Below are 15,055 nucleotides of genomic sequence, written 5' to 3' on the forward strand. Positions count from 1 at the left end.
GCGTTTCCTTTGTTACAGCGCTGCGTTGTCGTCAGCGCTGAGTTCTGTGGTGAGCGCTGCGAGGAAGGCCTGGATGGTTTCCTCGTTGCGTTTGAAAAAGTGCCACTGCCCGGCCTTTTGGCTGCTGATCAAACCCGCCCGTTGCAAGGTGGCCAGGTGGGCCGACACGGTCGACTGGGACAAGCCGCAGCGCTGGTCGATCTGCCCGGCACAGATGCCGTATTCGTGGTTGTGCAGTTGCTCGGGGAATTGCACTTTCGGGTCTTTCAGCCAGGTGAGGATGTCTCGTCGTACTGGGTGCGCCAGGGCTTTTATTATTTCGTCGAGGTCGATGGACATGGCAGGTGCTCGGTGTCGTAAAGCGTTATATCGCGATGAGGCGAACCTTAAATCGTTGCATCCCGATATACCAATATGATTTTGGTCTGAGGACAGGTCAAATCGGTATATCGGGTTATAACGATACGTTGACGGCAGTGCTAGACTGCGCGCCATGAATTATCTCGCACATCTGCACCTGGGCGGCCAACTTCCTGCACAACTGCTGGGCAGCCTCTATGGCGATTTCGTCAAAGGTCGCCTGCAAGGGCAGTTCAGCCCGCAAATCGAGTCGGCGATCCAGTTGCATCGCTCCATCGACCGCTTTACCGACAGCCACGCGCTGGTCGGCGAAGCGTTGTCGCGTTTCAGCCTTACCCGCAGGCGCTATGCGGGGATCGTCCTCGACGTGTTTTTCGATCATTGCCTGGCGCGGGATTGGGCGTTGTATGCCGATCAGCCGTTGGAGCAGTTCACTTCGCAGGTGTATCGCGTGCTCGCGGCCGAGCCGCAGTTGCCGGGGCGGCTGGCGCAGATTGCGCCCTGGATGGCAGCGGATGACTGGCTGGGTTCGTACCGTGAGTTCGAGGTGATGGAGCAGGTGTTGCGCGGGATTTCGCGGCGGCTGACGCAGCCGGAGGAGTTAGGGCAGGCGATGCAGGAATTGCGGATTCTGTATGAGCCGCTGAGCAAAGACTTCAGTGAGTTCTACCCAGAGCTACAAGCCTTTTCACAAGCCCAACTGATTAGTGGGGTCTAAATGTGGGAGGAGGCAAGCCCCCTCCCACATTGGAACCGTGTTTAGCTCATATCAGGCGGCGAACGCTGGCCGACCCGCCACGTGCTCAGCCTCCGGCAACGGCCCAAACAACGCCTTCTGCACCGCCTGCTGCGCCTGATACGCCAATGCCGCGCGTTCTTGCCCGGCGCACGCAATCGGCTTGAGCACGTGAATCTCCACATCGCCCTGATCATTGGCGAACAACCGCATCAGGTGCGACAACAAATCGTCATCGCCAATAAACGGCGCCAGCGGGTCTACTTGCCCATCGCGCAGGTAACGAATTGCCACCGGTTGCAGCGCCACATCCGCATCGATCGCACTGGCCAGCAAGCGCCCGTGGAAGGTGCGCAGGCTACGCCCGTCAGTGGTGGTGCCCTCGGGGAACATCAGCAGCGGATGCTGTTGCTCCAGATGGCGGGTCATCTGCTTGCGGATCAACTGGCTGTCGCCCGAGCCACGGCGGATAAACAGGCTGCCGGCCTTGGCCGCCAACCATCCCGCCACCGGCCAGGTGCGCACTTCGGCCTTGGACAGGAACGACATCGGCGCCACCGCACCCAGCAGCGGAATGTCCGTCCAGGACACGTGATTACTCACCCACAGCATCGGCTGCGTCGGTAACTCACCGTGCACCGTCACGCGAAAGGGCAGGGCGTTGGTCAGCCGCGCCATAAAAAACCGCGACCAACGCTGACGCCGCACCATCGAGTTGGCGATGCCCAGCCGCTCGAACACGCCGAACACACTGGCCATGCTCAAGCCCAGCGCCACCACCACCAGCACGCGGGCGATGCGCCCGTACACGCGCAAACGGCTCATCACATGGCCGCCTTGAAGTGGCGCGCGTAACGCGGGCACAAATTATCGCGTTTGAGCAGGATGAACACGTCGGCCACCTGGAAATCTTCATCCCAGCACGGCTCGCCGCAGATCTTCGCACCCAGGCGCATGTAGGCCTTGAGCAGCGGTGGCATTTCGGCGATCACGTTGGACGGCAGGTCCAGCGCCGGCAGCGGTTTTTTCGGTTCGGCGCGCAAGTGTTCGTTGCACAGATAGCGTTCGCGCAGGCGCTGCATGATCGCGTGGGCCTGGATGCCGCCGTCGTGCATCGGGATGCTCGCGCAGCCCATCAGATAGCTGTAGCCGCCCTGGTTGAGCACTTCGGCCAATTCGCCCCACAGCACGGCGATGGTGCCGCCGTTGCGGTAGGCCGGATCGACGCAGGTGCGGCCGATTTCCAGGATCGGGCCCTGCAGGTGCAGCAAGCCATGCAGGCTGAATTCTTCTTCACTGTAGAACCGGCCCAAGGTGCTGGCGGCCTGATGGTCGAGCAAGCGGGTAGTGGCGACGAGTCGACCGCTGTTCAAATCCCGCACGCCGATGTGGCTGCAGTGAACATCATAGTCATCCATGTCCAGGCCGTGTTCCGCGCCTTTCAGCTTGGCGTTGAACTCGCCGCTGAACACGTTGAACCGCAGGGCCTGGGCTTCCTGCAACGCTTGTGCGCCAACCAGGCGTTCGGCTTGCAGACGGCGTTCATTGCCGGTGTCGCTGATGCGGGCGATCTGAGTCATGGCGAATCTCCGAGTGCCAGCCACCTTTCGGCCGGTCGACTTGTTTGTCCAAACTCAGGCTATGTAGGCTCGGTGTCATCTCCATGAAGTTATGGTGACGCTTGGATGACAGCCCTTCCTGTCGCAAATCTGTCATCACCCTCGGCTAGGCTCGCGGGCTTGAATGCCCCCTTGAGTCTGTGTCCATGGTCAGAGGCCTGCTGTGTGTTGCCCTGCTGTTCGTCACCGTTACCGCCTATGCCGACACCTGGCCAGACAAGGACTGGGCCAAGGGCACGCCGCTTGCCGGGCCCGCCGTCGAAGCCTTGGACGCCTACGCGTTCCCGCCGCGTGACGATGCCACCCGCCAAGGCATTCGCACCGATGCGCTGCTGGTGATCCGCGACGGCGAGATCATCTACGAGCGCTACGCAGCGCCCACCACCGCCGACACGCCGCACCTGACCTGGTCCATCAGCAAGAGCCTGATGGCCACTGTGCTGGGCATAGCCTACGGCGATAATCGCTTCAAACTGACTGACCCTGTGTGGCGTTTTTACCCGCCGATGAAGCAACACCCCACGGTGACCATGGCCGACCTGCTGCACTGGGCCTCAGGCCTGGACTGGCAGGAGGACTACGAATACGCGCCGCTCAAATCCTCGGTGGTGGCGATGCTCTATACCCGTGGCCACGCCGATATGGCCGAGTTCGCCGCCAACACCGGATCGTTCAGCGCGCCGGGCCAGGCCTTCCGTTATTCCAGCGGTGACAGCAATATTTTATCCGCCGCACTCAAAGGCATGCTCGGGCACAAGGCTTACATCAGCTACCCGTGGGACGCGCTGTTCAAACCGCTGGGCATTCGTAATGCCACGTGGGAAACCGATGCCGATGAAACCTTCGTCGCCTCGTCCTATGCCTACCTGACTGCACGCGACTTGGCCCGCGTCGGTTTGCTGATGGCGCGCAACGGTCGTTGGGGCGAGCAACAGTTGCTGCCAGAAGACTGGGTCGCCTTCAACCGCCAGCCTTTCGACAAATACCAGGCAGGCCAGGACGAAGCCGTGCCCGGCGGTCATTGGTGGCTGAACCAAGGCACCCCGCGACCCTGGCCCGCCGCCCCGGCTGACACGTTCGCCGCACTCGGCCATTGGGGCCAGGCGCTGTACGTGATGCCCGCCGACCACCTGGTGATCGTGCGTTACGGCGATGATCGCGACGGCAGCTACCAACACAACGAACTGCTCAAGCGCGTGCTTGCGGCGGTGCAGCCATGATCCGTCGTCGGCCGTTTACCACCGTGTTTCTATTGTTGGTCGCAGCCCTGCTGGGCTGGATCTGGCACGAGCGCGTCAACCTGCAAGCCTTCCCCGACATTATCGCGGCGTACACGGCCAAGGAGTATTGCTCGTGCCGGTATGTTGCGAACAATCCGGCGGAATATTGCCGGGGGTATGTGAAGCAGTACGTGCCGACCAGTGCATTCAGCGATAACCCTGAGCGCAGTGAAGTGACGGCGAGTGGGTTGGGGCGCACGCACAGTGCCAGGTGGTTGGGGGAGCGGCAGGGGTGTCGGTTGTTGCCGTGAGGTCGCTTCATTTAGATATTTTCGACGGCGGGCCTTGGATAAGGCCCGCTTGAATTACCTGAACTCCAATAGAATGGCTACGACCATCATCCAAATAAAGCCGATGATCATCACCGTCAAGTTGATGATGAGGCGACGTTTCAGAGGGGGAGGGAAATTCTCAAGATCAACCGGGTCCAGTTCTCCGATTTGAATCGAAGCCCTTGGCCACGCCACCATTCCGGCGATTTTTGAGATCTCCAATAGCGACCAAATCAAACCTCGTTTCCCAAGGCTCGTCCCCCAAATATACATATATCGACTGTTCTTCAATGCCTCTTTTATAGCATCCAGCCGATAGCGGCTCAGGTACAGGCTGTACGCGATACCGGCAGTTGCGAGCAAGCCCCAACCTCCCGTGGCAATGATCGCAACCCACGGAGGCCAAGTGTCAATACTTGTCATGGTTGATTGCCCTTGTAAATCATCTCCCCTATAGCTTCGCCAGCCATTCCGCCGCCCGTTGTACCTACCCAGGAGCCAGCCCCGACTAAGGCCCCGAAACAGACTACACCTCCTATACCAGTTGAGACTCCAAGAGCCAAACAAATCGAACTACCGGCGGAACTAGCTATCGCGCCCCCCAGGGCACCACCTGCTGTAGCCAAGCCGAATTTTCCTGTTTCAGTAAACTTAATCTTCCTGCAAACCGCCCCAGAATCTCCGTTACAAACTTGCTTGATAGCCAACAACGACGACACACCGCCAATACCAATGCCAATATAACCGCCTGTATTCATGTACTTGGCCGCACGACTGATCGCCTCCACATGGGTGGCATATCCAGGAATCGCCCCCGGTCCACCCGCTTTATTCCAGTGATGTACGAGGCTCCGGTTGGAAATGCCGAGGGACGTTTTCAGCTTGGGGTGATCACCTAATGTCGTCTGGCCACGCAGGCGAGTGGAGTTCAGCAAGTGTGCATCCAGTTTGGCTAGTAGCCGTTGTCGTTCGGCAAAGAACTGCGGCGATTTAAGGTGCCCGTGCTGACGATAGCTCTCCTGATGCAAGCGCTCGATCGCTTGAAGGGTATCGCGCAGGTTCGTCAGGTGCTTTTCCATCACTATTGCGCTGACGCCCAGCCAAGTTGATGTGTCGCCAATGAAGCTGGCGATTTCTGCCCCGTGTCGATACAGAAAGTCAGCTTCATCTGGCGTCAGGGGATCCAGCGATGTATCCACTTGTTGAGCGGCCTGCATCAGTTGTGCTTCCTGATAACTACAGGAGGTGTTGTTCGGATCACCAAGCACGATCATGGAGCCGGCTTTTATATAGTCAGTTTTGGGATTGAGGGCTTGAAACTTCCTTATCACGTCGGGATCAGGTGCGGGGAAAAGCAAGTTCTCCAATGCTTCTCGACTCATGCTCTTGGGCACCACATAGAAGCCGGGTTCCTGGCCCAGCACCCCGTTCAATGCAGATGGGGCGGGAGTGTGCGAAGGGGCATAGGCAGATTGTTGCGGCGCGTCGGGGCGGCCGGTTAGCGTCGAAGACACCGGTTCAACGGCTCGCCTGGTTGGTGGCGCTTCATAACCTTCGTTGCTGTAGGTCGCCGTGTACACGGAGGGGATGAATTTGGCTCGACAGGGGCAACTACTGAAGCTGTCCAGCGTGCCTGCCATACGCCTGCCATGGCTTTCAATATGCGAAATACCACCGAGGATTTTATAAATCCCTTTATGCTTCCCACATGTAACTTGATCACCTTCGCAAGCATGTAGGAGGCCGTATATATTTACTCTTGGATCACCATCCAGAACTGTTCCGCCGCAAGTGGTTTTGTCACCCAGGCCAATGAAATGTCCTTCGTTCATTATCTTGTCCTTTATCTATTTTTCATCATCAGTCGGCTATAGGTTTTAATTTTTTTAAGATGCACCGTACTTTGTAGTGCCGTGCATTTTTTTGATTCAGCTTTCGATAGAGGGCAGGAAGTCCTCTGGCAGTGATACGCCTTTGAGATTTTTTATATTCCTGCTGTTGCTTGATTGTTGCCAATGCTTGTTCATTGAAAGTGGAAAGTTGCTGTTCCGTAAAAGTCGACTTATTCAAAGTGCGGAGAAAGTCAGGGGAAACTTCGTTGGTGTAGAACTTAGATGTTGGGGGAGTCATTTTTATATCCTCACCGGTGGGCGTTTTTGGCTATGTACCTCTGTTGCTTCCACGAACTATTATGCGTGACGCGTTTCAGTCGAGGGCAATGGGTTGGAAGAAGTAGCAAGCACGCCAAACTTTGGAGAGGCGTTTACTTGGCGTAAAGTCAGACGTTTCCGATAGTTGTGTCGTTAGAGTCTGATGGGGCGCGTCAGTCTATGTAGGAATATGGTGTTTACGCGCCCGATGCATTACATCGGGCGCGAATGGCTTACTGCTGTGTTGGATTGCCGGGCTGCATAGCCAGGAGTAGATCATCAACAATGGCTTTACCCATTTCGCCCAAGTAATGCGAAGCGAACGCGAACTTCTCTGCCTTGGGGTCCATTGCGGCCTCAACAGAGAGCATTTTGGCGTAGTAGAGCACGTGGGATGCGTGTTCAAGGGCTTCCACAAGCGGAACACCCGCGTTGACGCGGAATACTTTCAAATGGCTTTTGTTTTCACCGCAGTCTGCGAAGGCCACGGCGCCGATAGTTTCGGCAGAGGGTATTTCGTACGGCATAAGTTTGCTCCTTTGGTACAACCAAAAAGAGCTGCCATTCACGATTCCAAGCATGAGGGTGGCAGCTTTACGCAGGTTGGAATCCGAGAAGAAGCGACTCGGCAGGCACGGGGCCTCCCACGCACAGCCGCCATAAAGCACAAACAGCGGGCACAAAAAAGCGCCGACTGGTTTGCATGACGACGCTGTAGCGTCTTCGTATCAGTTAATGAATCCTTGGCTGAACGGCCGTCATCGGCGGCAAGCCCCCTCCCACATTTGGATTTGCGCCGTTCCTGACATGCGCTTAAGGTTCGTGCAGGTTTTTTGCCCCACGAGTCTTTATGTTCAATGTCAAACCTCTGGCCTTCACGTTACTGACCTGCGCCGCTATCCCCGCCCATGCCGATTGGTACCTGGATAACGAATCCTCGCGGCTGTCCTTTGTCACCACCAAAAACACCGAAATCGCTGAAGTGCAGCGCTTTCTGGTGCTGCATGGCAAGGTCGACAGCCAGGGCGCGGCGCAGGTGGAAGTGGAACTGGAGTCGGTCAATAGCGGCATCCCGCTGCGTGACGAGCGCATGCGCAACCAGCTGTTCGAGATCAAGACGTTTCCCGATGCGCTGATCCGTACACAGATCAATCTGCAACCCATCAATGACCTGGCCCCCGGCGCGCAGTTGGAGTTGCGCCTGCCGCTGAGCGTGACCTTGCACGGCAAGACCCAGACCTACAGCGCCGAATTGCTGGCCACGCGCCTGGATGACCGGCGCTTCCAGGTAGTGACCCTGGAGCCTGTGGTACTGCACGCCGAGGGTTTCGACCTGGCGCCAGGTGTCGCGGCATTGCGTGAAGCCGCGGGGCTCAAGTCGATCAGTTTGTCGGTGCCGGTGGGTGCGGTGCTGATTTTCACGGCGCGCTGACGTGAGCGGCGCAGTGTTCCCGTGGCGCAGCGCCAACCGTTTCGAGTTGTTGATCGACGGACCGAATTTCTTCCCGCAGATGCTGGTGGGCATTGCCCGCGCCGAGCGCCAGGTGGATCTGGAGTTGTACCTGGTGGAGGCGGGCGCTTGCGCCGAAGCCATGGTGCAGGCGCTGGTGCTGGCCGCCGAACGCGGCGTGCAGGTACGTTGCCTGTTCGATGACTACGGCAGCCTCGCCTTCACCCTGGGGCTGCGCAAGCGTTTGACCGATGCGGGTGTGGCGCTGCGTTTCTACAATCGCCTGAGCTGGCGCCGTTGGATGCGTAACCTGTACCGCGACCACCGTAAGCTGCTGCTCATCGACCAAAACATCGCCGTGGTCGGCGGCACCGGCGTCACCGATGAATTCTGGACGCCGGGCGAAGACACCGCCGAATGGCACGAAGTGATGGTGCAGATCAGCGGCCCGTTGGTGCAGGACTGGCAGGCGCTGTTCGACCGCCAATGGCATGCCAACGTGGCGCGCCGGGAATGGAAGCCCGCCACCCATTTCGGTTTGCCGCGCTTGCCCAAAGTGCCGGCGACCGGGCCGGGTCTGGGCCGCGTCGCGTATGCCGACGCCCGTCAGCACCGCGACATCCTGCAATCGCTGATCCGTGCACTCAACAACAGCAAGACGCGAATCTGGCTGGCTACGCCGTATTTCCTGCCCACTTGGGGCGTGCGCCGTGCCTTGCGCCGGGCGGCTGGGCGGGGGGTGGATGTGCGTTTGCTGCTGACCGGTCCACGCACCGATCACCCGTCCGTGCGTTACGCCGGGCATCGTTATTACCCGCGTTTGTTGCGCTCGGGCGTGCAGATCTTTGAATACCAGCCGTGTTTTTTGCACCTTAAAATGGTGCTGGTGGATGACTGGGTGAGCATCGGCTCGTGCAATTTTGATCACTGGAACCTGCGCTTCAACCTGGAAGCCAACCTTGAAGCGTTGGACCCGCAATTGACGGCGGCGGTGGTGGACAGCTTCGAGCGGGACTTTGCACAGAGCCAGGCGGTAAGCCTGCAAGCATGGAAGGCGCGGCCATTGTGGCGGCGGGTAAAGCAGAGAGTGTGGGGCTGGGTGGATCGGTTGGTGGTCAATCTGCTGGATCGACGCGGCTGACAAGAACAACGAGGCCAAATGTGGGAGGGGGCAAGCCCCCTCCCACAGTTTTTAGCGCATTTGAGGTTTAGAGCAGTTCGAAGGTCTGCTGCTGCACATCCTGGGAATCCAGCCCGATCTGCACATTGAACTCGCCCGGTTCCGCCGCGAACTTGAGCTGGGTGTTGTAGAACTTCAAATCCTCTTCGGTGATGGTGAAGTGCAAGGTGCGCTCTTCCCCAGCCTTGAGCATGACTTTCTGGAAGTTCTTCAGCTCCTTGATCGGGCGGATCATCGAGCCGGCCACGTCCTGGATATACAACTGCACCACGGTTTCGCCGTCGACCTTGCCGGTGTTCTGCACGGTGACGCTGGCGTCGAGCTTGCCGGTCTTGTTCAAGGTGGTGGACGACAGCGCCATGTCCGACAGGCTGAACGTGGTGTAGCTCAGGCCATACCCAAACGGGAACAGCGGCCCGGTGGTGTCATCGAAGTATTGCGAGGTGTAGTTGCCCGGTTTGCCTGGGGTGAACGGCCGGCCGATGGTCAGGTGGTTGTAGTAAGTCGGAATCTGCCCCACAGAGCGTGGGAAAGTGATCGGCAGTTTGCCCGACGGGTTGTAGTCGCCGAACAGCACGTCGGCGATGGCGTTGCCGCCTTCGGTGCCGGCGAACCAGGTTTCCAGGATGGCGTCGGCCTGTTGGTTCTCTTCCAGGATCGACAGCGGGCGACCGTTCATCAGCACCAGCACCAGCGGCTTGCCGGTGGCCTTCAACGCCTTGATCAGGTCGCGCTGGCTTTGCGGGATATTCAGGTCGGTGCGGCTGGAGGATTCGTGGGACATGCCACGGGACTCGCCCACGGCGGCGACGATCACGTCGGCATCCTTGGCCGCTTTGACCGCTTCATCGATCAGCACCTGCGGCGCGCGCTTGTCATCCACCACTTCCGGGGCATCGAAGTTGAGGAAGTTGAGGTAGTCGACCACGGCCTTGTCGTTGGTGATGTTGGCGCCACGGGCGTAGATGATCTTGCCTTTCTCGCCGATCACCGCATTCAAACCGTCGAGCAGGGTTACCGACTGTTCCGGCTTACCGGCTGCGGCCCAACTGCCCATCATGTCGATCGGCGCCTTGGCCAGCGGGCCGACCAGGGCGATGGTCGCGGATTTTTTCAGTGGCAGAGTGTTGTTCTGATTTTTCAGCAAGACCAGGCTGCGGCGCGCGATGTCACGGGCCTCGGCGCGGTGCAGGCGGCTGTCGGCGTAGGTGTCGGCCGGGTCATCCTCGGCCTTGCCGATGCGCAGGTACGGGTCCTTGAACAGGCCCATGTCGTACTTGGCGCCGAGCACTTCGCGCACCGCGTTGTCGATGTCGCTTTGCTCGATCTCACCGGACTTGAGCAGCCCCGGCAATTCCTTGCCGTAGAGCGAGTCGTTCATGCTCATGTCGATGCCGGCCTTGATCGCCAGCTTGGCGGCTTCACGCCCGTCCTTGGCCACGCCGTGCTTGATCAGTTCGAAGATCGCACCGTGGTCGCTGACGGCCAGGCCCTTGAAGCCCCAGTCCTTGCGCAGCAGGTCGTTCATCAGCCAGGTGTTGGCGGTGGCGGGCACGCCGTTGATCGAGTTGAGCGCCACCATCACGCCGCCGGAACCGGCCTTGATCGCCGCGTGGTACGGCGGCAGGTAGTCCTGATACATCTTGACCGGGCTCATGTCGACCACGTTGTAGTCGCGCCCGCCTTCCACCGCGCCGTACAGGGCGAAGTGCTTGACGCTGGCCATGATGCTGTCGGCATTCGCGGGGCTGGCGCCCTGGAAGGCGCGGACCATGACTTCGGCAATGCGTGAGACGAGGTAGGTGTCTTCGCCGAAACCTTCGGAAGTCCGGCCCCAGCGCGGGTCACGGGAGATATCGACCATCGGCGCGAAAGTGATGTCGAGGCTGTCGGCGGCGGCTTCCTGGGCGGCGATGCGCCCGGAGCGGCCGATGGCGTCCATGTCCCAGCTGGAGGCCAGGGCCAGGCTGATCGGGAAGATCGTGCGGTGGCCGTGGATCACGTCATAGGCGAAGAACATCGGGATCTTCAGGCGGCTGCGCATGGCCGCGTCCTGCATCGGACGGTTTTCCGGGCGGGTGATGGAGTTGAACGTGCCGCCGATGCGGCCGGCGGCGATTTCCTTGCGGATCATCTCGCGGGGCATTTCGGGGCCGATGCTGATCAGGCGCAATTGGCCGATCTTCTCGTCGAGCGTCATCTGCTTGAGCAGGTCGCTGACAAAGGCGTCCTTGTCTTTAAGCGCAGCAGGCTTTGTTTCTGCCCAGGCGGGGTGGGTGGCCAGCGTGGCAACAAGGCCGAGCAAACACAGCTTTTTCATGAATATCCTTTTTCGGCTCACTGCACAGCGAACAGGCGCTGTTCTGCCAAAATGTGGGGAACATATGGTGTTGTTCGAGTGTTATTGCAGAAAATGCACCACACTTCTGAACTCTTATTTGCGCTGGGCATCTTTTTAGCTGAATGATTCGATGCAATCCAGTAGTGGGAGCGGATTATGCCCCAAGCGCGCGGTTTATAGGGTCAGTCGTCACATTCCATCAAGATTGCTCAGGAGAAACACCATGCAAGCAGCACAAGGTTACCGCTGGGGCTTCAAGGCCGCGGCTTTGCTATTGATCAGCACGGTGCTGAGCGGTTGCGGCATCAACACCATTCCCACCCTGGACGAACAGGCCAAAGCCGCCTGGGGCCAGGTGCAGAACCAATACCAACGCCGCGCCGACCTGATCCCCAACCTGGTGGAAGTGGTCAAAGGCTACGCTGCCCATGAGCAAGACACCCTCACTGCGGTGATCGAAGCGCGGGCCAAGGCCACCTCGATCCAAGTGGATGCCAGCACCCTCGACAATCCCGAGAAGCTTAAGCAGTTCCAGCAAGCCCAGGACGGTTTGAGCGGCGCCCTCAGCCGTTTGATGGTGGTGTCCGAGCGCTACCCGGACCTGAAGGCCAACCAGAACTTTCTGGCCCTGCAATCCCAGCTTGAAGGCACCGAAAACCGTATCGCCGTGGCCCGCCGCGACTTTATTCAGGCCGTTCAGGCCTACAACACCGAGATCCGCACCTTCCCAGGTCGCCTGTGGCACAGCGTGATGTACAGCGACTTGCCGATCCGCCAGACGTTTGAAGCCACCAGTGCCGATGCCGATAAAGCGCCGCAAGTGAAGTTCAAGTAAGCCGATGCGCTTATTACGGATAGGCCTGGCGCTGTGGCTGCTGGCCTGCGTCGGGGCGGCCCAGGCTGCGTTGACCTTCCCGGAGTTGACCGGGCGGGTGGTGGACAACGCCCAGATGATCGACCCGGCGGTGCGCGCGCACTTGACCGAGCAGTTGCAGGCGCTGGAGCAAACGTCCGGCGACCAGATCGTGGTCGTCACCGTGCCCGACCTGCAAGGCGTGCCCATTGAAGACTTCGGTTATCAACTGGGCCGCCACTGGGGCATCGGCCAGAAGGGCAAGGACAACGGCGCGCTGTTGATCGTCGCCCGCGATGAGCGCACATTGCGCATCGAAGTCGGCTATGGCCTGGAAGGCGTGCTGACCGATGCGCAGTCGTGGGTCATCATCAATCAGGTGATCACCCCCAAATTCAAAACCGGCCATTTCAGCCAGGGCATCAGCGATGGCGTGGCCGCGATGATCCAGGTGGTTGGTGGTGAGCCATTGGCCGTGCCGGCCCATGTGGCGGACGCCAACTTTGCCAAGGATAATCCCGGGTTTTCCATTGGCCTGTTTATCCTGCTGATCGGCGTGTTGTGGCTGTGCAACCGTATGGGGCTGCCGGTGGGCGCGATCTTGCTGGCTATTCTCAGCAGCAGCAGCAGCGGACGCGGCGGCGGGGGAGGCGGTGGCGGCGGTGGTTTCCGGGGCGGCGGTGGCGGTTTCGGCGGCGGCGGCGCTTCAGGTGGCTGGTGATGACAATAACTAGAAAAGAGCATGTACAACCATGGCATTACTGACTGAACACGAGCAACGCCAAGTCGCCGAGGCGATTGCCCGGGTCGAGCAACAGACCGACGCCGAGCTGGTCACCGTGCTGGCCGCGCGTGCCGACGATTACGCCTACATCCCGTTGTTGTGGGCCAGCCTGATCGCCTTGGTGGTGCCGGGTGTGGTGCATTACCTGTCGGGCTACCTGACCATGTACACCTTGTTAGTGGCCCAGTGGCTGACCTTCATTGTGCTGTGCCTGGTGTTTCGTTTGCCCAAGGTGACCACGCGGCTGATTCCGCGCTCGGTGCGCCACTGGCGGGCGTCCAACCTGGCGCGCCGGCAGTTTCTGGAGCAGAACCTGCACCACACGTTGGGCAGTACCGGTGTGCTGATTTTTGTCTGTGAGGCCGAGCGTTACGTGGAAATCCTGGTGGATGACGGCATTTCCAAACGCCTGGATGACAGCAGTTGGGATGCCATCGTCAAGACGTTTACCCAGCACGTGAAGCAGGGGCAGACGTTGGCCGGGTTCATCTCCTGTATCGAAGCGTGTGGCGAGTTGTTGAAGGTGCATGTACCGGTGACGCAAGCCCGGAATGAACTGCCCAACCGTCTGGTCGTACTCGAATAACCCAAGCGCCGCTGAACAACAATGTGGGAAGGGGCTTGCCCTCCCACATTTGGATCTGTGTTGACCACTGGTCAAATAACCCCGTGCCCTAAACCTCTATCCCCCCTAAAATGCCCGGCATTCTTAGCCCGAGGCGTTTTTGTTCATGTCCGTCACCGCTCAACCTGCCAGCCCCGCGCCGGATCATCACGCCCAGTTCATCGAACTGCTGGACACGAGCCTCGCGCAGAACGCCTTTATCAAGCTGGTGCTGGCCAAGTACGTTGGTGAGGAAGCCGAGCTGCAACGGCTGATCATCAAGCCCGTGACGGTCAAGGAGCAGGCGTGCCTGTCCTTCGTCTACCGCTACAAGACCCGCGACATCACCAAGAATTTCCCGCTGGCCGATGGCGTGGCGGCGATTGCCGAGCTGCTGCCGGCCTCGTTCAAGAACGCGCATTTGCTGTCGCTGACCGACGAAGCCCAGTTGGAATACAGCAAGAAGAACAAAAGCTCGCTGTTCAAAAGCAAGCCCCAGCAACTGCGTGAGGCACCTTCGGCCGAGCACAACCGCGAGAAGCATCGCTTCCTCGATCTGAGCCGGCCGTTTCTCGCCGACCTGGGCGTGACCGACGCCAGGCAGGCGCTGATCCCATCGATGTCGCGCAAGTGGAAGCAGATCAACAAGTTCATTGAAGTGTTCAGCCATGCGCTGACCTCGTCACCGCTCAGGCTGGACCAACCGGTGCGCGTTGCCGACTTCGGTTCGGGCAAGGGCTACCTCACGTTTGCGATCCACGATTACCTGCGCAACACCCTCCAGGCCGAAGGTGAAGTTACCGGTGTGGAACTGCGCGAAGACATGGTGACCCTGTGCAACACCGCTGCCGCACGCCTGGAACACCCGGGGCTGGTGTTCAAATGCGGCGATGTACGCAGCGTGGCGCCGAGCGAACTGGACGTGATGATCGCGCTGCACGCGTGCGATATTGCCACCGACTATGCGATCCACACCGGCATCCGCTCCGGCGCGTCGATCATCATGTGTTCGCCGTGCTGCCATAAGCAGATCCGCTTGCAGATCCAGAGCCCGGTGCTGCTCAAGCCGATGCTGCAATACGGTTTGCACCTGGGCCAGCAGGCGGAAATGGTCACTGACAGTTTGCGCGCATTGTTCCTTGAAGCCTGTGGTTACGAGACCAAGGTGTTTGAGTTCATCTCCCTGGACCACACCAACAAGAACAAGATGATCCTCGCGGTCAAGCGCGCGGAGCCGGTGGACAATGCGCAGTTGCTGGAGAAGATTCAGCAGTTGAAGGCGTTCTACCAGATCACCGAACACTGCCTGGAAACCCTGCTGCGCGCCGACGGCTACCTGAAGTAGCCGTCTCTACACAACCCCCGTAGCAGCTGCCGAGCCCTGGCGAGGCTGCGTAGCGGTGTGTCAGGCACGCCGCAGACGCAG

The 15,055-nt window shown here is 59.5% G+C and carries 17 protein-coding genes; 9 read left to right on the forward strand and 8 right to left on the reverse strand.

Annotated elements, in window-relative coordinates:
* Positions 1 to 12 precede the first annotated feature (12 nt).
* The gene (locus tag AB3G88_RS06860) at positions 13 to 339 is read right to left on the reverse strand and encodes an ArsR/SmtB family transcription factor (protein ID WP_012722694.1); all 327 of its coding nucleotides are present in this window, start codon (positions 337 to 339) and stop codon (positions 13 to 15) included.
* Positions 340 to 493: 154 nt separating this feature from the next.
* Between AB3G88_RS06860 and AB3G88_RS06865 the strand changes: the two genes are divergently transcribed.
* Positions 494 to 1,078 carry an acyl carrier protein phosphodiesterase gene (locus AB3G88_RS06865; RefSeq protein ID WP_480453516.1) on the forward strand — a complete coding sequence of 195 codons (585 nt, stop codon included), beginning with the start codon at positions 494 to 496 and terminating at the stop codon, positions 1,076 to 1,078.
* Positions 1,079 to 1,129: 51 nt separating this feature from the next.
* Here the strand turns inward: AB3G88_RS06865 and AB3G88_RS06870 are convergent, their stop codons facing one another.
* Complete coding sequence (locus AB3G88_RS06870; protein WP_191947720.1) at positions 1,130 to 1,921, reverse strand: lysophospholipid acyltransferase family protein; 792 nt, start codon at positions 1,919 to 1,921, stop codon at positions 1,130 to 1,132.
* A complete protein-coding gene (gene olsB, locus AB3G88_RS06875; protein WP_099587554.1) occupies positions 1,921 to 2,676 on the reverse strand; it encodes an L-ornithine N(alpha)-acyltransferase in 756 nt (251 codons plus the stop codon). Before olsB ends, AB3G88_RS06870 begins: the two co-directional genes overlap by 1 nt.
* Before the next feature lie 185 nt (positions 2,677 to 2,861).
* On the opposite strand from olsB, the gene AB3G88_RS06880 reads away from it, so the two are divergent.
* Positions 2,862 to 3,935 carry a serine hydrolase domain-containing protein gene (locus AB3G88_RS06880; RefSeq protein WP_480453517.1) on the forward strand — a complete coding sequence of 358 codons (1,074 nt, stop codon included), beginning with the start codon at positions 2,862 to 2,864 and terminating at the stop codon, positions 3,933 to 3,935.
* Positions 3,932 to 4,246 (forward strand): amidase, encoded by a 315-nt coding sequence (locus AB3G88_RS06885; RefSeq protein WP_480453518.1) that lies wholly within the window; start codon positions 3,932 to 3,934, stop codon positions 4,244 to 4,246. The genes AB3G88_RS06880 and AB3G88_RS06885 overlap by 4 nt, the downstream gene beginning before the upstream one ends.
* Before the next feature lie 54 nt (positions 4,247 to 4,300).
* On the opposite strand, the gene AB3G88_RS06890 is transcribed toward AB3G88_RS06885, so the two are convergent.
* The 4 genes from AB3G88_RS06890 to AB3G88_RS06905 form a co-directional block, all read right to left on the reverse strand.
* Complete coding sequence (locus tag AB3G88_RS06890; protein ID WP_400525524.1) at positions 4,301 to 4,690, reverse strand: hypothetical protein; 390 nt, start codon at positions 4,688 to 4,690, stop codon at positions 4,301 to 4,303.
* Positions 4,687 to 6,099: a PAAR domain-containing protein gene (locus AB3G88_RS06895; protein ID WP_480453519.1), complete on the reverse strand. Its 1,413-nt coding sequence runs from the start codon at positions 6,097 to 6,099 to the stop codon at positions 4,687 to 4,689. The genes AB3G88_RS06890 and AB3G88_RS06895 overlap by 4 nt, the downstream gene beginning before the upstream one ends.
* Before the next feature lie 28 nt (positions 6,100 to 6,127).
* The gene (locus tag AB3G88_RS06900; RefSeq protein ID WP_480453520.1) at positions 6,128 to 6,397 is read right to left on the reverse strand and encodes a hypothetical protein; all 270 of its coding nucleotides are present in this window, start codon (positions 6,395 to 6,397) and stop codon (positions 6,128 to 6,130) included.
* 253 nt (positions 6,398 to 6,650) lie between these two features.
* Positions 6,651 to 6,944, reverse strand: a complete 294-nt coding sequence (locus AB3G88_RS06905) for a DUF3077 domain-containing protein (RefSeq protein WP_480453521.1) — start codon at positions 6,942 to 6,944, stop codon at positions 6,651 to 6,653.
* Between the two features lie 323 nt (positions 6,945 to 7,267).
* On the opposite strand from AB3G88_RS06905, the gene AB3G88_RS06910 reads away from it, so the two are divergent.
* Both AB3G88_RS06910 and AB3G88_RS06915 read left to right on the forward strand, forming a co-directional pair.
* Positions 7,268 to 7,849, forward strand: coding sequence for a YceI family protein (locus tag AB3G88_RS06910; protein ID WP_480453522.1), 582 nt, complete (start codon positions 7,268 to 7,270; stop codon positions 7,847 to 7,849).
* 1 nt (position 7,850) lies between these two features.
* Positions 7,851 to 9,008, forward strand: coding sequence for a phospholipase D-like domain-containing protein (locus AB3G88_RS06915; RefSeq protein ID WP_480453523.1), 1,158 nt, complete (start codon positions 7,851 to 7,853; stop codon positions 9,006 to 9,008).
* Between the two features lie 67 nt (positions 9,009 to 9,075).
* On the opposite strand, the gene bglX is transcribed toward AB3G88_RS06915, so the two are convergent.
* On the reverse strand, positions 9,076 to 11,367 hold the full coding sequence (gene bglX, locus AB3G88_RS06920) for a beta-glucosidase BglX (protein ID WP_112193972.1): 2,292 nt from the start codon (positions 11,365 to 11,367) through the stop codon (positions 9,076 to 9,078).
* A gap of 244 nt (positions 11,368 to 11,611) precedes the next feature.
* Between bglX and AB3G88_RS06925 the strand changes: the two genes are divergently transcribed.
* From AB3G88_RS06925 to AB3G88_RS06940, 4 genes are all read left to right on the forward strand, one after another.
* Entirely contained in the window at positions 11,612 to 12,223 is a 612-nt protein-coding gene (locus tag AB3G88_RS06925) for a LemA family protein (protein WP_032888315.1), read from the forward strand.
* A gap of 4 nt (positions 12,224 to 12,227) precedes the next feature.
* The gene (locus tag AB3G88_RS06930) at positions 12,228 to 12,962 is read left to right on the forward strand and encodes a TPM domain-containing protein (protein WP_480453524.1); all 735 of its coding nucleotides are present in this window, start codon (positions 12,228 to 12,230) and stop codon (positions 12,960 to 12,962) included.
* A 31-nt stretch (positions 12,963 to 12,993) separates the two neighbouring features.
* On the forward strand, positions 12,994 to 13,611 hold the full coding sequence (locus AB3G88_RS06935; protein WP_400525542.1) for a TPM domain-containing protein: 618 nt from the start codon (positions 12,994 to 12,996) through the stop codon (positions 13,609 to 13,611).
* A 145-nt stretch (positions 13,612 to 13,756) separates the two neighbouring features.
* Complete coding sequence (locus tag AB3G88_RS06940) at positions 13,757 to 14,974, forward strand: class I SAM-dependent methyltransferase (protein WP_480453525.1); 1,218 nt, start codon at positions 13,757 to 13,759, stop codon at positions 14,972 to 14,974.
* Positions 14,975 to 15,055 lie beyond the last annotated feature (81 nt).

Source organism: Pseudomonas arvensis (assembly GCF_056688935.1).